General features: G+C 71.2%; 17 protein-coding genes and 1 tRNA gene. 11 read left to right on the forward strand and 7 right to left on the reverse strand.

The window, feature by feature from the left end; all coding sequences use genetic code 11:
* Positions 1-11: 11 nt before the first annotated feature.
* Positions 12-296: a hypothetical protein gene (locus tag B4V04_RS04225; RefSeq protein WP_498229431.1), complete on the forward strand. Its 285-nt coding sequence runs from the start codon at positions 12-14 to the stop codon at positions 294-296.
* A 34-nt stretch (positions 297-330) separates the two neighbouring features.
* Here B4V04_RS04225 and B4V04_RS04230 read toward each other — a convergent pair whose 3' ends face one another.
* The 3 genes from B4V04_RS04230 to B4V04_RS04240 form a co-directional block, all read right to left on the reverse strand.
* Entirely contained in the window at positions 331-1032 is a 702-nt protein-coding gene (locus B4V04_RS04230; RefSeq protein ID WP_498229433.1) for a class I SAM-dependent methyltransferase, read from the reverse strand.
* Positions 1033-1113: 81 nt separating this feature from the next.
* Positions 1114-3267, reverse strand: a complete 2154-nt coding sequence (locus B4V04_RS04235) for a type II secretion system F family protein (protein WP_498229435.1) — start codon at positions 3265-3267, stop codon at positions 1114-1116.
* Positions 3264-4943, reverse strand: coding sequence for a type II/IV secretion system ATPase subunit (locus tag B4V04_RS04240; RefSeq protein ID WP_498229436.1), 1680 nt, complete (start codon positions 4941-4943; stop codon positions 3264-3266). Before B4V04_RS04240 ends, B4V04_RS04235 begins: the two co-directional genes overlap by 4 nt.
* 176 nt (positions 4944-5119) lie before the next feature.
* Here B4V04_RS04240 and B4V04_RS04245 point away from each other — a divergent pair, with 176 nt between their 5' ends.
* Positions 5120-5581: a DUF5793 family protein gene (locus B4V04_RS04245; RefSeq protein WP_498229438.1), complete on the forward strand. Its 462-nt coding sequence runs from the start codon at positions 5120-5122 to the stop codon at positions 5579-5581.
* A gap of 32 nt (positions 5582-5613) precedes the next feature.
* On the opposite strand, the gene B4V04_RS04250 is transcribed toward B4V04_RS04245, so the two are convergent.
* Entirely contained in the window at positions 5614-6447 is an 834-nt protein-coding gene (locus B4V04_RS04250) for an SAM hydrolase/SAM-dependent halogenase family protein (protein WP_498229440.1), read from the reverse strand.
* Positions 6448-6550: 103 nt separating this feature from the next.
* On the reverse strand, positions 6551-7081 hold the full coding sequence (locus tag B4V04_RS04255; protein WP_498229442.1) for a nicotinamide-nucleotide adenylyltransferase: 531 nt from the start codon (positions 7079-7081) through the stop codon (positions 6551-6553).
* Between the two features lie 170 nt (positions 7082-7251).
* Here B4V04_RS04255 and lonB point away from each other — a divergent pair, with 170 nt between their 5' ends.
* From lonB to B4V04_RS04285, 6 genes are all read left to right on the forward strand, one after another.
* The gene (lonB, locus tag B4V04_RS04260) at positions 7252-9534 is read left to right on the forward strand and encodes an ATP-dependent protease LonB (RefSeq protein WP_498229444.1); all 2283 of its coding nucleotides are present in this window, start codon (positions 7252-7254) and stop codon (positions 9532-9534) included.
* A 16-nt stretch (positions 9535-9550) separates the two neighbouring features.
* The gene (locus tag B4V04_RS04265; RefSeq protein ID WP_498229446.1) at positions 9551-10426 is read left to right on the forward strand and encodes a CPBP family intramembrane glutamic endopeptidase; all 876 of its coding nucleotides are present in this window, start codon (positions 9551-9553) and stop codon (positions 10424-10426) included.
* Positions 10427-10490: 64 nt separating this feature from the next.
* The gene (locus B4V04_RS04270; protein WP_498229447.1) at positions 10491-11273 is read left to right on the forward strand and encodes a CBS domain-containing protein; all 783 of its coding nucleotides are present in this window, start codon (positions 10491-10493) and stop codon (positions 11271-11273) included.
* Positions 11274-11348: 75 nt separating this feature from the next.
* Positions 11349-11600 carry a hypothetical protein gene (locus B4V04_RS04275; protein ID WP_498229449.1) on the forward strand — a complete coding sequence of 84 codons (252 nt, stop codon included), beginning with the start codon at positions 11349-11351 and terminating at the stop codon, positions 11598-11600.
* Between the two features lie 78 nt (positions 11601-11678).
* Positions 11679-12593: an NOP5/NOP56 family protein gene (locus B4V04_RS04280; protein WP_498229451.1), complete on the forward strand. Its 915-nt coding sequence runs from the start codon at positions 11679-11681 to the stop codon at positions 12591-12593.
* The gene (locus B4V04_RS04285; RefSeq protein ID WP_498229453.1) at positions 12590-13228 is read left to right on the forward strand and encodes a fibrillarin-like rRNA/tRNA 2'-O-methyltransferase; all 639 of its coding nucleotides are present in this window, start codon (positions 12590-12592) and stop codon (positions 13226-13228) included. Before B4V04_RS04280 ends, B4V04_RS04285 begins: the two co-directional genes overlap by 4 nt.
* 49 nt (positions 13229-13277) lie before the next feature.
* On the opposite strand, the gene B4V04_RS04290 is transcribed toward B4V04_RS04285, so the two are convergent.
* Complete coding sequence (locus B4V04_RS04290; RefSeq protein WP_498229455.1) at positions 13278-13586, reverse strand: transcription initiation factor IIB family protein; 309 nt, start codon at positions 13584-13586, stop codon at positions 13278-13280.
* Positions 13587-13700: 114 nt separating this feature from the next.
* On the opposite strand from B4V04_RS04290, the gene B4V04_RS04295 reads away from it, so the two are divergent.
* Together B4V04_RS04295 and B4V04_RS04300 are read left to right on the forward strand one after the other, a co-directional pair.
* The gene (locus tag B4V04_RS04295) at positions 13701-14402 is read left to right on the forward strand and encodes an endonuclease III domain-containing protein (protein WP_498229457.1); all 702 of its coding nucleotides are present in this window, start codon (positions 13701-13703) and stop codon (positions 14400-14402) included.
* A gap of 63 nt (positions 14403-14465) precedes the next feature.
* On the forward strand, positions 14466-15038 hold the full coding sequence (locus B4V04_RS04300; protein ID WP_498229459.1) for a phosphatase PAP2 family protein: 573 nt from the start codon (positions 14466-14468) through the stop codon (positions 15036-15038).
* 70 nt (positions 15039-15108) lie between these two features.
* On the opposite strand, the gene B4V04_RS04305 is transcribed toward B4V04_RS04300, so the two are convergent.
* Positions 15109-15903 carry a class I SAM-dependent methyltransferase gene (locus B4V04_RS04305; protein WP_498229461.1) on the reverse strand — a complete coding sequence of 265 codons (795 nt, stop codon included), beginning with the start codon at positions 15901-15903 and terminating at the stop codon, positions 15109-15111.
* 126 nt (positions 15904-16029) lie between these two features.
* Here B4V04_RS04305 and B4V04_RS04310 point away from each other — a divergent pair.
* Positions 16030-16114 (forward strand) — tRNA-Leu (locus tag B4V04_RS04310).
* Positions 16115-16288: the final 174 nt, after the last annotated feature.

Raw genomic sequence — 16288 nt, forward strand, 5'->3', positions numbered from 1 at the left:
GGTGACATCCAATGACGAACATCATCGACAAGGCGGCGATGGCGCTGAGCGCGGGACTAATGTTACTCGGACTCGTCGGCATGGGGATCTTGGAGATCCTCGCCGGACAGCCGTACGGCCCGGTCCCAATCACCAACGAGGCGGGCGAGGTGGTGGCGACGCCGCTCATCTCGCCGCAGCTCCGCACCGGCGTCGTGCTGGCCGGGGTCGCGGTGCTCGGCCTGTACGCGGCGTACAAGATCGCGACGCCGCTCGCGGACGACGCGAGGGCCGGCCACGAGACCGTGGCCGACTGAGATCGCGATTCGACCGCCGCGGGAGGCGGTGCGACTACTCTTCTGCGTCCGCGTTCGACGACCCGTCGCCGAGCCTCGCGTCCGCTCCCCGGTCGCCCCCGTCCTCGGCCGCGGCGACGAGAGCGTAGCAGTTCCCGCTGGAGACGTCGACGTCGACGGGGTCGAGGGCGCTCTCGGCGAGGTCCGCCTCGAACTCCGCCGGCGAGTAGATGTGGTAGTACCGGGGGACGACTTCGCCGCCGGGAAGCGTCCAGTCGACGGTCGTGTCGAACCCCTCCTCCCGATCGAAGCGGTCGTGGGCGGTGCTCCACGCGCTCACGAGCGCGACGCCGCCGGGCACGAGGACCCGAGCGAGTTCGTCGAGGCTCCGGACGCGGGCGGCGCGCGGCGAGAGGTGGTGGAGCGCGGCGACGTACGTCGCGAGCCCGACCGCGTCGTCGGCGATCGGGAGGGCGGCGGCGTCGCCGTGAACGAGGTCCAGCGCGTCGGCGAAGCCGCGCTCGCGGGCTCGCGTCGCCGCCTCGCGCAGGAGCTCTCGGCTCAAGTCGACGCCGACGACCGACTCCGCGCGCGCGGCGAGCAGCTCCGCGTGGCGGCCGTTGCCGCAGCCGACGTCGAGAGCGCGCGTCGCCGAGCGGCCCTCGAGGAACGACTCGACCTCCGGCCACGCGTACTCGCGGGTCGTCGCGAAGTGCGCGGCGATGCGGTCGTACGTCGACTGCGGGTCGGTCTCCATACCGGTCGGTCGACGCCGAGCGACATAGCTCCGGTGACCGGCGGCCGCGAGGACGGGCGACGTCCCGACTCGCTCGCCCCGTCACACCATGCCGATGACGGCGAAGGTGAGCAGCGTCAGCGCGAGGAGGACGACCACGTGTTTCACGCCGTCTCTGACCGATCCCTCGCCGAGCTGACCGGCGACGAGCCCGGAGCAGACGGCCTGCACGGCCGCCGCGTGGAAGAACAGCTGCTCGTACGCGAAGGCGTCGATGTCGCCGAGGCCGCCGGTGATCCCGGTCGGGCCGCTCGGTGCGCCGGGGACACCGCCCGTGCCGCCGGCGCCCGGGACCGCGGCCTCCTCGATGGCCGGGATGAAGGAGACGGACAGCGAGGCGATGATCCCGAGGAAGACGAGGAAGGAGATGTAGATCACGATGAGGTACGTGAGCATGACCTGGCGGCGCTCCCGGCGGAGCGACCACGTCGCGCGCGACTCGTCGGCCGCGATCCGGAGCACGGGCCCGATGTCGCCGCTCGCGTGCATCGCGTTCGTCACCAGCGCCACGGCCCGGGAGGTCATCGGCGACCGGACGCGACGCTCCAGCCGGCGGAGCGCGGTGCCGACGTCGGCGCCCCAGTCGATGTCGCGGCGGGTGCGCTTCAGGTCGGCCGTCAACGCCTCTAAGTTCGAGTCGGCGACCCGCCGGACGCTCCCGACGACGGAGGTGCCGGCCTCGTTGACGCTCGCGAGGCGGTCGAGGAAGTCCGGCACCGACGACTCGACCCGGCGGACGCGGCGCTTCCGGACCTCGTAGACGACCGCGTACATCGCGAGGACGAACGCCGTCGCGACGACGATCGGCGTCTCGATCTGCGCGACCATCTCGGTCGGCGGCCCCAGCGTGACCGGGAAGGCGAAGACGAGCAGCCCGAGGACCGCGAGCGGGACCGTCGCGAGGAACGACGTCCACGGGGTCTCGACCACGTTCTCGACCGGCGAGGCGAGCCACCGACGCAGCCCCTGGACCCGGTCGTACGCCCGGAGTCGCTCGCGGCTGGCGGCCCAGCGGTCCCGACCGGTCCCGTCCGCGACGCCCCCGTCGGCCGCGACGCTCGGGGCGTCGCGATCGTCGGTCGGGTCGTCGTCCCCGCCGCTGGCGTCGCCGGTCGGGTCGTCGCCGACCGACTCGGAGAGGTCGACGCTCTCCGTTCCGCCGACGCCCTGCGTCACGCTGTCGACGTAGACGACGAACCCGAACGTCGCGAGCGGGACGGCGAGGTAGACGACGACGCGGAGCAGCGGCAGCGTGTCCTCCAGCACGAGCCCGATAACGACGAGGATGGTGATGAAGAAGAGCGGCCCGGCGACCAGGGCCGTGACGTACGCCTCCGCGAACGTCGAGAGCAGTTCGAGGTAGCGCTCCTGTTTCGACTCGGCCTCCTCCTGGTACAGCTCGTACTGGTCCGCGAGGAACGCCGAGATCGACTGGCCGGTGCCGAGGACGGACGCGAGGTTCTCCGAGAAGTCGGCCAGGTCGTCGCTCGGCGTCCGGCGCGCCGTGCGCTGGAGCGCGGTCAGCGCGTCCGTGCCGAACGCGTTCATGTCCCGGACGGCGACCGACAGCTCCGCGGCCGCCTCGCCGTACACCGCCTCGTTCTCCGCGAGCGTGTCCATCACCCGCGGGAACGCCATCCCAGACCGCGAGAGCGCGTACATGAACGCGACCGTGCGCGGCAGGGTGGCGTCGATCTCGGCCGCCCTGGCGTGCGCTCGCTGCCCGAGCAGCTCCCACCGCCCGTAGTACGTCCCGGCCGCGAGCGCCGAGCCGAGGGTCGCCGAGGCGAACGCGAGGAGGAGGAACAGCCGCGGCAGGGTGAGCGTCGAGAGCCCCGCGACGCCGGCGAGGAAGGACAGCGAGGGCGGCAGCGCCGCGCGGATCGCCGCCGCCCCGACGTCGAGCGCGGAGAGCAGCGCGGCCGCCGCGTACACCCCGAGCACGCTCCCCGCGACGCCGAGAACGCCGGCGTACAGCAGCGTCTTCGAGGCGTACGCTCGGTGAGTGCCGGGGACGTGGGCGGCGTGCAACAGGTCGCGCTGGCGCCGTCGCCGCGGGCCGTCGGCCGCGACGTAGTCGCCGAACAGCGACAGCGCGACCCGCGTGACGAACAGGTCGGCGCGGTCGGAGACGGACGGGAGAACCAGCGCCAGGCACAGCCCGAGCGCGGCGAAGAGGGGGAGCGAGGCGATCATTCGAAGGCGTCCCCGGACCCCGACGAGGGCGCCGCACCGACCGCGCCCTCGTCGACGCCGTCGTCGTCCGCCGCCCGCTCCTCGAGCCGGTCCATCACGCGCTCGGGGTCGGCGTAGTACTCGTTGACGAGGGCGGTGAACGTCCGGTAGTCGGTGATGCCGAGCGCGCGGAGCAGCTCGAGGAAGCGCTCGCGTCGTCGGGTCTCGCGGAGCAGCTCCGAGCGAGACCAGCCGCGCTCGTCGGCGATCTCCTCCATGAGCGACGAGTCGTTGCGGCGGAACGCGTCGCGCCCCGCGTCCCACTCGAACGCGGAGGAGTAGTCGAGCTCCCCGGTGCGCTGGTCGATGCCGCCGATCTCGCCGATCGTCTTCGCGCGGCGGACGCGCTGGTCGCCCGACCGAGTCAGCGTCTGGATCGAGAGCATGTCGAGCGACTGCACCATCGCGCGCGGCACGTTGATCGGCTCGTTCTCCAGCCGGTTGATCACCGTCTCGATCGAGTCGGCGTGCATCGTCGAGAAGGTGGTGTGACCCGTGTTCATCGCCTGGAACAGCGTGATCGCCTCGTCGCCGCGCACCTCGCCGACGACGATGTACTCCGGACGGTGACGCAGCGCCGAGCGGAGCAGGTCGTACATGTCGATGTCGGTCCCCTCGTAGCGGCGCTCGCGGGTGACCGAGGAGAGCCAGTTGTCGTGGTACAAGGAGAGCTCGCGGGTGTCCTCGATCGTGAGGACCTTCGCGCGCGGCGGGACGAACATAGACACCGCGTTCATCGAGGTGGTCTTCCCGGAGGCGGTGCCGCCCGCGAAGATGAGGCTCTTGTTGTGCTCGATACAGAGCCAGAAGTACGCCATCTGCTCGACCGAGAAGGTGCCGTACTCCACGAGGTCGATCGGCGTGAACGGGTCCTCGGCGTACTGGCGGATCGTGAACGCGGAGCCGCGGGGGGTCACCTCCTCGCCGAGGGCGAGCTCGGCCCGGGAGCCGTCCGGCAGCGTCGTCTCCACGATCGGGTCGCCGACGGAGACGTGGCGCCCGGACTGCTGGGCGAGCCGGATGACGTAGTTGTCGAGCTCCCCCTTCGGGAAGGAGACGTTCGTCTCGATGTCGGTGTAGTCGTCGTGGTAGACGAAGATCGGGAGGTCGTAGCCGTCACAGGAGACGTCCTCGATGTGGCGGTCGTTCAGGAGGGGGTCGACCTTCCCGTAGCCGCGGAAGTCGCGGTAGAGGTAGTACGCGAGCGCGTGGAACGTCGCCATCCCGGCGTCGACGCCGTACCCCTCCAGCAGCCCCCGCAGCTCCTCGCGGAGCGTCTCCTCGTCGGTCTTCCCGGTCCCCTCGCGGTACAGCAGGGGGTCGCGGATGTCGTCGACGACGCGGTCGAGGAGGTCGCGTTCGAACTCGTCGAGGTCCGGCTCGACCGCGTAGTACCGGTGTTCGCTCTCCGCGTCGTCGTAGGTGATCACGACGTACGCGTACGGGGCGTTCACCCAGTAGCGGTCGACCTCGCGCTCGCCGTCCGGCACGGCGAAGGAGGCGAGCGGGCCGTCCTCGCCCGGCCGGAAGGGGCGGACGTCGAGCTCCGACCCCCGCAGCATCTCCCACGTTCGCGAGAGCCGTTTCCGGAGCGCTTCGAAGCGGTCTCCGGCGTCCTCGCGCGCGTCACTCGCCATCTGGTTACGAAGGCGTACGCGGCGTGGCGGTTTAAATTCCACCGGGCGATTATCAGCCGCGAGGTCGGGGACGATCGGTGAAGCCGAACCCGCGGCGTCAGCTTCGGCCTCGGCCGTCCGTGCGCGGTCCGGCCCGTTACGTTGATAGGTGCAGACCGCAAACAACCGCGTAGGCAATGCGGCGTGACTACTTCGAACTGACCGTCGAGGGCGTCGGCGACGACGCCGACGACCGGGCGACGCCCCTGGTCCGGATAGACTTCCACGGGCCGGAGGGACTCCTGCGCGACCGGCTCTCGGACACCGACGGCGAGCTGCTCGAGGCCTCCGAGGTCGACGTGGCGTTCCGGCTCCGAGAACCGCTCGCGGAGGCCGCCGACCCGGAGGGCGTGGTCGGCGTGACGAACCGGTACACCGGGGACTTCGTGTTGGAGCTCAACGAGACCGCCACGGACGTCCTCCCGTTCATCCACGCCGCGCGCGACTCGGCCGGCGACGAGGACGCCCGCTACCGCGTCGAGATCGACGTCGAGGGCGAGCGGCTCGTCGCCTACGACAAGGACACGTTCCTCGTGTACGACCACGAGGGGAACCTCCTCCGCAGCGAGAGCCTGATCCCCTCCGGCGTGGAGCTGTAGCCCGGCGCGGCCTCCCCCTCTCCCGCGACCGCTCAGAGGCTCACGTTGTCGCCGACCAGCCGCACCTCGCCGCCCGGCCGGAGGTCGAACGCCCCGTCGCCGCGGCCGTCGTTGACGTCGCACTCCACGTAGCCGTGGCTCCCGACGGTGACGAGCCGGTCGCCGGGGTCGACCGCGCCGAACGTCTCCGCGACGGGCGTGAGCTCCCCGTTCACTCGGATCCAGTCGCTGCCGCGGACGAGCTCGCCCGGGACGTTGGTGACGACGTTGCCGAACCGGTCGATCACGAGCACCTCGCCGTCGACGGCGACGGGGTCGCCGTCGTCGTCGCGCTCGACGGTCGGTTCGGGGAACGCGATGTCGACGGGGTCGGTCGCGGGCGAGAGGTCGTCCATCGATTCGAGCGCGGCCGCGACCCCCTCTGGACCCGCGGTCGCCGGCCCCTCGTCGAGCGCCGCTCGGATCCGCGCGGCGATCGGCGCGAACACGTCGCGGCCGTGGAACGTCTGGCTCGCGGGCTCGTCGACGTCGACGACGAACGCCTCGAGCTCGGCCTCCGCTTCCTCCCCCGCGAGCGTCCTCGCGGGCGGCATCGCGAGCCCGTTGTCGGGCGCGACGAGGACGTGGGCGCCGGCGCGGACGACGAGGGCGTCCCGATCGGTGCCGACGCCGGGGTCGACGACGGCGCAGTGGACGGCGGGCGGGAACTCCGGGAGGACGAAGCGCAGCCAGAAGGCGGCCGCTCGCGGGTCCCCGCGCGGGAGGTCGTGAGCGACGTCTATCATCTCGGCGTCCGTGTGACGGCGGATCACTCCCTTCATCGCGGCCGGGTACGGCGAGCCGAAGTCGGAGGCGAGCGTGATCATGAGCGATCCGCGGTGCGGCCGAGCCTTAAAAGACGCCGTTGCGGTCGGCGCGGACGCGTAGGCGGGTCGATCCGCCTGCGCGTCCGACGGCGGACCGACCCGCCTACGCGTCCATCGGGGGCTCGCCGTTCGTGTCGGTCTCGGCGATCCGGCGGATGCGCTCGACGCCGTCGACCTCCTGAATCACGTCGATGACGGCCTCCGGGACGAGCGCCTCCCAGTCGGTGCCGTGGATCATCCGCTCGCGCAGCTCCGTCCCCTCTAACACGTCGCGGCGGAACATTGGGGAGCCGCGCACCTCGACGCCGGCCTCCTCGAACAGCCGGACGACGAGCGGATTGTTCGAGTAGGCCACGTCGAACCGCGGGGTCATGCTCTGGACGTGGCCCACCCACACGGAGTTGCGGTCGAGGTCCTCGATGGGGACGACGTAGGTGGTGACGTCGAGGTGCTCGACGGCCTTCGTCACCATCATCACGCGCTCGCCGGCCGTGAACGGGTTCCGGGTGGTGTGGGAGTCGCCGGCGGAACCGATCCCCAAGACGAGCTCGTCGACCTCGCCGGCGATCTCCTCGACCATGTGTCGGTGGCCGTCGTGAAACGGCTGGTACCGCCCGATGTAGAACCCGCGCATGGATCCACGTTGGGGGGCCAGTATTTATAAACCCCGTGGGACCGCAGAAACGGCAATATCGAGTCCTATAGCCGCTCTTAACGGCTTTTCTCCGTGTCTCGTCGAATCGTCCGCGGGGAGAAAGTATATCAGTAGCCGACCCTTCGTTTTTCGTAGCGATATCCGATTCTATGAGCAACGAAAAGGACGCGAACGACCCGCCGACCGAGGACCTCGAGAACCCGGACGAGACCGGGTCAGAGGCCTCGGATTCGGCGGGGAACGGCGAGGACGCCCCCGACGACGTCGCTCCCGACGACGGCGCCCGCGCGCCCGACGAGCCCGGCGAGGCCGAGGAGTCGGCCGACGGTGAGGAGCCGACGGACGGCGAGGAGCCGGACGGGGTCTGGGACGACGGGATCGTCGTCGACGACGACCCGCGCCCGGACGACGCCGAGACGGGTCACGGGGACGAGACCGGCGTCACCCCCGAGGGTGTCACCGAACAGCACGAGGGCGGCGGCATCGACGAGCTCGGGAGCTCCGTCGAGGTCGAGGGCGCCGAGATCGAAGACGACCCCGACGAGGACGACCTCCTCGGGGGACTCAAGATCGACACCACCGCCGAACTCGAGATCCCCGACCGCCTCGTCGATCAGGTGATCGGGCAGGAGCACGCCCGCGACGTGATCATCAAGGCGGCCAAACAGCGCCGCCACGTGATGATGATCGGCTCGCCCGGGACCGGGAAGTCGATGCTCGCGAAGGCGATGTCCGAGCTGCTCCCGAAAGAGGAGCTGCAGGACGTCTTGGTGTACCACAACCCGGACGACGGCAACAAGCCGAAGGTCCGGACGGTGCCGGCGGGGAAGGGCGACCAGATCGTCGACGCGCACCGCGAGGAGGCGCGCAAGCGCAACCAGATGCGGTCGCTTCTGATGTGGATCATCATCGCCGTCGTGCTGGGCTACGCGCTCATCATCGTCGGCCAGATCCTCGTCGGCATCATCGCCGCCGGGGTCGTCTACCTCGTCTTCCGCTACCTCAACCGCGGCTCCGACGCGATGATCCCGAACCTGCTGGTGAACAACGGCGACACGAAGACCGCGCCGTTCCGCGACGCGACCGGCGCGCACGCCGGCGCGCTGCTCGGCGACGTCCGGCACGACCCGTTCCAGTCCGGCGGGATGGAGACGCCCAGCCACGACCGCGTCGAGGCCGGGGCCATCCACAAGGCGAACAAGGGGGTGCTGTTCATCGACGAGATCAACACGCTCGACATCCGCAGCCAGCAGCACCTCATGACGGCGATCCAGGAGGGCGAGTTCTCGATCACGGGCCAGTCCGAGCGCTCCTCGGGCGCGATGGTCCAGACCGAGCCCGTCCCCACCGACTTCGTCATGATCGCGGCCGGGAACCTCGACGCGATGGAGAACATGCACCCGGCCCTCCGGAGCCGTATCAAGGGGTACGGCTACGAGGTGTACATGGAGGACACGATCGAGGACACCCCGGAGATGCGCCGGAAGTACGTCCGGTTCATCGCTCAGGAGGTCGCGAAGGACGGCCGCCTGCCGGAGTTCACGGCCGAGGCCGTCGAGGAGGTTATCCTCGAGGCCAAGCGCCGCTCCGGCCGGAAGGGCCACCTCACCCTCCTGTTCCGGAACCTCGGCGGGCTCGTCCGCGTCGCCGGCGACATCGCCCGCGGCGAGGACGCCGACCTGACCACCCGCGACCACGTGCTGCAGGCGAAGGGGCGCTCGCGCTCCATCGAACAGCAGCTCGCGGACGACTTCATCGAGCGCCGGAAGGACTACGAGCTGCAGGTCTCCGAAGGGTACGTCGTCGGCCGCGTCAACGGGCTCGCCGTGATGGGCGAGGACTCCGGGATCATGCTCCCGGTGATGGCCGAGGTCGCGCCCTCCCAGGGCCCGGGCGAAGTGATCGCCACGGGCCAGCTGAAGGAGATGGCCCAGGAGTCGGTGTCGAACGTCTCCGCGATCATCAAGAAGTTCTCCGACGAGAACATCTCGGAGATGGACATCCACATCCAGTTCGTGCAGGCGGGCCAGCAGGGCGTCGACGGCGACTCCGCGTCCATCACGGTCGCGACCGCCGTCATCTCCGCGCTGGAGGACGTCGGCGTCGACCAGAGCCTCGCGATGACCGGCTCGCTGTCGGTGCGGGGCGACGTGCTCCCCGTCGGCGGCGTGACCCACAAGATCGAGGCGGCCGCGAAGGCCGGCTGCACCCGGGTCATCATCCCGCAGGCGAACGAGCAGGACGTGATGATCGAAGACGAGTACAAGGAGATGGTCGAGATCATCCCGGTCTCGCACATCAGCGAGGTCCTCGACATCGCCCTCGAAGGCGAGGCCGAGAAGGACTCGCTCGTCTCCCGGCTCAAGTCGATCACCGGCTCGGCGCTGAAGGAGGGGAGCGTCTCCGGTCCCTCCAGCCCGAGCCCGCAGTAGGGCCGCCTCGCCCCCGATGCCGAATTGGGCGGCCTTCGCGCTCGCGACCGCCGCCCTGACGCTGCTGCTTCTCTACGCCACCCGTCGCTCCCAGCGCCTGCTGGAACGGGCTCGGATCGCCGACTCCCGGAGCGAGGTCGACGTCGACCGTGGCTCGGCAGTCTGGACCGGCGACGCCGACACCGCACCCTCCGAGGGCGACGCTGACACTCCATCCTTCGAGAGCGACGGCGACGGGTCCGTCGAGAGCGACGACGCCCCCGCTTCGCCCGACGACCGCCCGGTGCTCACGACGCGGCTCCTCCTGGCTAACGCCGCGACGTCGCAGACGGTCGGGCTCGTCGTCCTCGTCGCGGTCGCGTGGTGGACCGCGGTGCCGGCGGCGGCGTTCGGGATCGGCGGAGCGCACCCGACGCTCGGCTTCCCGGCGTTCGCGTCGCTCGGAAGCCCCGCGCTCGCGGGGTTCGGCGTCGCCGCGGGAGTCGCGCTCGCCGCCGGCAACGAGGCGGCCGCCCGGCTCGGGACGCGGGTCGGCCTCGTGCCCTCGAACCGGCTCCGCGCCGCGATGACTCCCGGGACGCTCGGCGAGTGGGTCCTACTGCTCGGCGTCGCGCTCCCGGTCGTCGCGCTGTTCGAGGAGGCGCTGTTCCGCGGCGCACTGGTGGGCGCGCTCGCGGCGGGGTTCGCGATCGATCCCTGGCTCCTCGCGGTCGGCTCGTCGGTCGCCTTCGGCCTCGGCCACGGGGCGCAGGGGCGACTCGGGATCGCCGTCGCCGGCGCGCTCGGGCTCGCGCTCGCGGGGCTGTTCGTCGCCACGGGGAGCCTCCTCGTCCCCGTCGTCGCTCACTACGTCGTCAACGCCGCCGAGTTCGCCGTCCACGAGGGGCCGTAGCGAATCTGTCGCGGTCGGGAGCGGCTCCGCCCCCTTTTTGTTCCACCGGGACTTACGGCGGACGATGAGCGGGAAACCGACCGTCGGCGAGTACATGACCCGCGACGTCGAGACCGTGAGCCCCGACGAGACGGTCGGCGAGGTGGCTCGGCGGATGGCCGAGAGCGACGGCCACAACGGGTTCCCGGTCACGCAGGGCCGGACCGTCGAGGGGTTCGTCTCGGCCGCCGACCTGCTGCTCGCCGACGACGAGGCGCCCGTCTTCACCGTGATGTCCGACGACCTCATCGTCGCGCACCCGGACATGAAGGTGACCGACGCCGCCCGGGTCATCCTCCGCTCCGGGATCCAGCGACTGCCCGTCGTCGACGACGCCGACAACCTCGTGGGGATCATCTCGAACACGGACGTGGTCCGCTCGCAGATCGAGCGCGCCACGCCGAGCAAGGTCGGGAAGCTGATGCGGACCCTCGAGCAGATCCACGGCGTCGCGCTCACCGAGGAGCGCCGGGAGGTGCGCCTCACCGACCTCATCCCGACGCAGGCGCGGGTGTACGCCGACGAGCTTGAGGGGCGGCAGTACGAGCTGGAGCGCGGGCTCGCGGAGCCGCTGGTCGTCATCGACAACGGCGGCACGCTCCACCTCGCCGACGGTCACCACCGGGTGATGGCCGCCCACGAGGCGGGCATCGAGACGATGGACGCGTACGTGATCGTGCCGGAGCGCGCGGTCGACCTCGGGATGGCCAAGACCGCCGAGAAGGAGGGGTTGGACGCCATCACCGACATCGAGATCGTCGACTACGCGCGTCACCCCCTCGTGGAGACGACGAAGCGGCTGCAGTGACTGAGGGCCGCAGATTGCCGGGGCCGTGGCCGCCGACGGGTGGGTTTTATGTAATCGCACAGAAACGTGTCAGGTATGGGATCACGCATTCGACGCGCACTCTCACGGGCAACGCTCGCCGCGGTCGGCGGGGCCGCCGGCGCCGCGGTCGGCGGACTGATCAGTCGACAGGCCGCGAGCAGCGGCGCCGCGCTCGGCGCGTTCGCCGGCGCGACCGTCGCGGACGTCCGCTCCGATCCGGGCGGCTTCCTCGCCGCCCTCCGGTCGGACGACGATGACGAGGCGCTCGACGAGGCCGACAAGACCGACGACGCGACGACCGCGTAGCGAGGCGACGAGCCGGGCCACCGAGCGCCCGTGGCCGTTCGGGAACGCCTATACGCCGGGGACGAGTAGCCGCCGGTAATGACCGACACCGACGACGACGCGGCCTGGTTCGCGGGCCGCGCCGGGGACGAGACGGCCGGTGGCGAGGCGGCCGCCGCCCGCGACCGGATCGCGAGCGGGGAAGCCGACGAGCCGCGCGACTGGCCGGCGCTCGCCGTCGACTCCGGGTTCGCGGAGTCGACCGACGACTACTACGACCGGCTCCACGAGGCGGCCGTGGCGGCGACCCGCGCGACCGTCCGCGAGCGCGAGCGCGCCGACGATCAGCAGCTGATCCACGCCGTGCGGGCGATGGACGACTGCGAGCGCACCGCCAACGAGCTGGCCGAGCGCGCCGCCGAGTGGGCGGGGAGCCTCTTCGACGACGCGGAGCCGGGGATAGAGGGCGCCCGCGCGGTGGCGGCGCGGGAGCCCGACACCGAACTCGAGCGCCGAGCCGTCTCGCTCGCGGAGCGCGTCGTCGAGCTGGCCGCCGAGCGCGACGCGCTCGCCGAGACGATCGACCGGGTCGCGCCCGCGGTGGCGCCGAACCTCGCCGAGATGGCCGGCCCGGAGCTCGCGGCGCGGCTGATCGCGCTCGCCGGCGGGTTGGAGTCGCTGGCGAAGAAGCCCTCCGGCACGGTGCAGGTGCTCGGCGCGGAGGACGCGCTGTTCGCGCACCTCTCCGGGCGCGCGCCCTCGCCGAAACACGGGATCATCTTCACCCACGACTACGTCCGGAACACCCGCCCCGAGGACCGGGGGTCGGCCGCGCGGGCGCTCGCCGGGAAGCTGACGCTCGCGGCCCGCGTCGACCACTACGCCGGGGAGCGCCGGGAGACGCTCCACGCGGAGCTCCGCGAGCGGATGGCGACGATCCGGGCACGGGCGGCGGCGGACGACGAGAGCGGCGGTCCCGACGACGACGCCGCGGAGACGGAGGGCGACGCGTGAGCGAGCCCGACCTGCCGGACGGCGTCGAGCGCCGCGAGATCGCCGGCGAGACGCGGCTGGCGACGCGCGGCCCGTCCGTCTACGGCGAGCCGACCGCCGACGGCTGGCGGGCGTGGGACCCGGAGCGCTCGAAGCTCGGCGGGATGCTCGATCTCGGGTTCGACACCGGGCTGGCCGGCGGCGAGACGGTGCTGTACCTCGGCGCCGCGAGCGGGACGACCGTCAGCCACGTCGCCGACTTCGCGGGACCGACCTACGCGGTCGAGTTCGCCCCGCGTCCGGCCCGCGATCTCCTCGACGCCGCGGAGCCGCGCGGCCGGCTGTTCCCGCTGTTGAAGGACGCGCGGAAGCCGGAGACGTACGCGCACGTCGTCGAGGCCGACGTCGACGTCGTCGTCCAGGACGTGGCGACGCGGGGACAGGCGACCGTGGCGGCGCGGAACGCGCGGTTCCTCGCGGACGACGGGCGGCTGCTGCTCGCGGTGAAGGCGCGCAGCGAGGACGCCACCGCAGAGCCGAGCGACGTGTTCGAGGCCGCGCTCGACGAGCTCCGCGAGACGTACGAGATCCTGGAGACGCGGCGGCTCGACCGGTACCACGAGGACCACCTCGGCGTCGTCGCGACGCCGCGGTGACGTAGCCGTCGCGACGCCGCGGTAACGGGCGGCCTCGACGCGGGTTCGCCTACCACGTCGGCGGCGAGAAGCCGGCGTCCTCCAGGATCGGCTTCCAGCGCTTCTGGACGGAGAGCCGAGAGACGCCCATCGCGTCGGCGACGGCGGACTGCGAGCGCTCCTGCCCGCGGATCAGCGCGGCGGCGTAGAGGCTGGCGGCGGCGGCGACGCGCTTGCCGCGGTCGTCGTCGGGCGCCCGCGACAGGAAGAGGTCCGTCGCCGTCGAGAGCGCCTCCTCGTCGAGGTCGAGCGTCGCGCACGCGTCGTCGAGCCGGTCGATCCACGCCGCGTTGTCGACGCGATCGCTCGCTCGGTACATATCCGGACCTTGGGCGGTACGATATAAAAAGGCCGCGCGGGGCAGCGACGCCCGCTCGACCGTCGCGACCGCGCCGTCCGTCGCCCTGAAGTCGACGCCGTTCCAACCGCGAGTATGGCCACGCAAGCGTGGAACGAGGCCCGGGTGCGCGAGCTGCACGACGACCTGGCGTCGCTGTACGAGCCGGTGGACAGGGTCGCCGAGCACGGCGCCGACCCGACCGCCGAGCCCGGTGAAGGCGTGCGCCAGCTGGTGACGACGATCCTCTCGCAGAACGTCGCCGACGCCAACACGAGTCGGGCCTCGGAGGCGCTGTTCGACCGCTACGACGACTTCGCGGCGATCGAGGCGGCCGACCGCGACGAGCTCGCCGAGACGATCCGCGTGGCGGGGCTCGCCGACCAGAAGGCCGCCCGGATCCAGCGCGCGCTCGCCGCGGTCCGCGAGGAGACCGGCGGTGCATACTCGCTGGCGTTCCTCGACGCGATGGCGACCGACGACGCGAAGGCGTGGCTCACCGACATCAAAGGCGTCGGCCCGAAGACCGCGAGCGTCGTCCTGAACTTCCACTTCGGGAAGCCGACGATGGCGGTCGACACCCACGTCGAGCGCGTCTCGAAGCGCTTCGGGCTCGTCCCGGCGTCGGCCTCGAACGAGGCCGCTCACGACGCCCTCGACGAGCTGGTGCCGGACGAGCTGATCTACCCGCTGCACGTGCTGTTGATCCGCCACGGTCGGACCCACTGCTCGGCGCGCGCCGCCGACTGCGACAACCCCGTCTGCGAGCGCTACTGCGACTGCGAGTTCTGCGCGTGAAGGCGATTTCCCGCGCGTGAGCACGAGCGCCTATGGTCGTCCGGCCGATAGGGACGACCATCCATGCACGCGCAGATCGGTGCGGTCCTGAGCGCGATCCGGTGGGTCGACCGGCTCGCCGCCGAGTTCGTCGCCGCGATCCGCACGCCGTTCCTGACCGAGGCGATGACGTCGATGACCGGGCTCGGCTCCGTCACGGCCGGCGTCGTGTTCGTCGGCCTCTTCTACCTCGCGGGCTGGCGCGAGGAGTTCGTGAAGAGCGTCGTGGCGCTCTCGCTGCTCGGCGTCGTCGTCTGGGCGCTGATGTCGCTCGTGGAGCGCCCGTTCCCGTCGAACCCGGTCTGCGTGACCGAGGGCGGCGGCGGGACCACGAGCTCGTTCCCCTCCGGCCACTCGGCCGCCGTGACGGCGTACGCGGGGATCGCGTGGAGCTCCGACGAACTCCCGTTCGCGGTCGCCGCCGGCTTCGCCGGGCTGATCTCGTTCTCCCGGATCTACCTCGGCACCCACTACCTCTCGGACACGCTCTTCGGGATCGGACTGGGGATCGCCGCGGTGCTGTTCGCGGAGCGGCTCCTCGACCGAGTGGGCGAGGAGGCGGTGCTCGATCGGCTGCCGTTCGAGATGGACGGCTGACGCCCGCGGTTCGAGTCGGAGGCCGACGCGGCCGTTCGAGACGGACGGCCGACGGCTCAGATCGCGGGCGTCAGGGCCGGCCACCCTTGTAAAGAAGTCCGGTCGAACCGGGTCCGTCTCGGTCCGCACCGGCGATCGTCCGACAGTCGTACTCCCGTTCGAGCTCGCTCCAGAGCCGCGGTACGCCAGTACCGCTCGTCTCGACGTCGTGGAACGCGATGAGCCCGTCGTCGGCGACGAGCGGCTCGTACGTCTCGAAGTCGGCGCTGACGCCCGCGTAGGAGTGGTCGCCGTCCAGATAGAGGAAGTCGATCGGCCTGCCCGCGAGCGTCTCCCGAACCGCTCGCTCCGTCGCTTCGGCTCGGGAGTCGCCTTCGATGCACCGGAGGGCGGTCTCGGACCGCTCCGCGAAGTGGTCGAGGAGGTCTCGGCGTCCCCGGTAGTCCAGATCCGCGCTTATCAGCGTGTCGACGCCGTCCAGGACGCGCGCCCAGACGTACAGCGTCCCCCCGTTCGCGCTGCCAATCTCGAGGACTGTCGCGGGGTCGTGCGCGCGGACTTCGCGCGCCAGCGCCGCGATCTCCGCTCGGTGCTGGAGCGCCCTGAGCGATCGGTACGGTCCGTATCCGCGGTACTCGCCGACCGGCTCGTAGAACGTTCCGGTGGTGTCGAGCACGTCTCCGATCGTCCGTTCCGCCGCCATGCGCTCGTCGAGCTCTCGCGCGGAGCGAGCGAGGGCGAGGTCGCGGAGGAGCGGGGGAGCGGCGAGACCGCGCTCCAGCCCTCGCGAGATCCGGCTCACGCCCCGTTCCAGGAGCCTCGCGTACCGCCTACCCTTCCGGATCCGCCTCGCCCGCTCGAACATGCGTCGGCTTCGCACCGGGCTCACAAATCGATTACGCGGCCGGAACGGCTGGCGGTGCGTCGGTCGTGCCGGGGAACGACCCCGTAGCGACAGGTATTTTTGAGCGACTCGGGTACGATAGACCGCGCGCGGGTTGCCGAGCCAGGCCAAAGGCGTAGCGCTTAGGACGCTATCCCGTAGGGGTCCGCCGGTTCAAATCCGGTCCCGCGCATGAGCGAACGAAGTGAGCGAAGAGCAGGAGCGGATTTGAGCCCAGCGAGAAAGGCGCAGCGAACGGAGTGAGCGAGCATTTCTCGCCTCGGTTCAAATCCGGTCCCGCGCATTTCGCGGCGAACAGTCCGTGAGCCGCGAATGGGTGCTGAGGATTCGAAGCAGGGAACGGAGC

This window comes from Halorubrum sp. B52, assembly GCF_059752555.1.

Bases quoted from the DNA above. Each gene is read 5' to 3' on its own strand.
- B4V04_RS04225 (WP_498229431.1), top strand. From the start codon at position 12: ATGACGAACATCATCGACAAGGCGGCGATGGCGCTGAGCGCGGGACTA.
- B4V04_RS04230 (WP_498229433.1), bottom strand. From the start codon at position 1,032: ATGGAGACCGACCCGCAGTCGACGTACGACCGCATCGCCGCGCACTTC.
- B4V04_RS04235 (WP_498229435.1), bottom strand. From the start codon at position 3,267: ATGATCGCCTCGCTCCCCCTCTTCGCCGCGCTCGGGCTGTGCCTGGCG.
- B4V04_RS04240 (WP_498229436.1), bottom strand. From the start codon at position 4,943: ATGGCGAGTGACGCGCGCGAGGACGCCGGAGACCGCTTCGAAGCGCTC.
- B4V04_RS04245 (WP_498229438.1), top strand. From the start codon at position 5,120: ATGCGGCGTGACTACTTCGAACTGACCGTCGAGGGCGTCGGCGACGAC.
- B4V04_RS04250 (WP_498229440.1), bottom strand. From the start codon at position 6,447: ATGATCACGCTCGCCTCCGACTTCGGCTCGCCGTACCCGGCCGCGATG.
- B4V04_RS04255 (WP_498229442.1), bottom strand. From the start codon at position 7,081: ATGCGCGGGTTCTACATCGGGCGGTACCAGCCGTTTCACGACGGCCAC.
- lonB (WP_498229444.1), top strand. From the start codon at position 7,252: ATGAGCAACGAAAAGGACGCGAACGACCCGCCGACCGAGGACCTCGAG.
- B4V04_RS04265 (WP_498229446.1), top strand. From the start codon at position 9,551: ATGCCGAATTGGGCGGCCTTCGCGCTCGCGACCGCCGCCCTGACGCTG.
- B4V04_RS04270 (WP_498229447.1), top strand. From the start codon at position 10,491: ATGAGCGGGAAACCGACCGTCGGCGAGTACATGACCCGCGACGTCGAG.
- B4V04_RS04275 (WP_498229449.1), top strand. From the start codon at position 11,349: ATGGGATCACGCATTCGACGCGCACTCTCACGGGCAACGCTCGCCGCG.
- B4V04_RS04280 (WP_498229451.1), top strand. From the start codon at position 11,679: ATGACCGACACCGACGACGACGCGGCCTGGTTCGCGGGCCGCGCCGGG.
- B4V04_RS04290 (WP_498229455.1), bottom strand. From the start codon at position 13,586: ATGTACCGAGCGAGCGATCGCGTCGACAACGCGGCGTGGATCGACCGG.
- B4V04_RS04295 (WP_498229457.1), top strand. From the start codon at position 13,701: ATGGCCACGCAAGCGTGGAACGAGGCCCGGGTGCGCGAGCTGCACGAC.
- B4V04_RS04300 (WP_498229459.1), top strand. From the start codon at position 14,466: ATGCACGCGCAGATCGGTGCGGTCCTGAGCGCGATCCGGTGGGTCGAC.
- B4V04_RS04305 (WP_498229461.1), bottom strand. From the start codon at position 15,903: ATGTTCGAGCGGGCGAGGCGGATCCGGAAGGGTAGGCGGTACGCGAGG.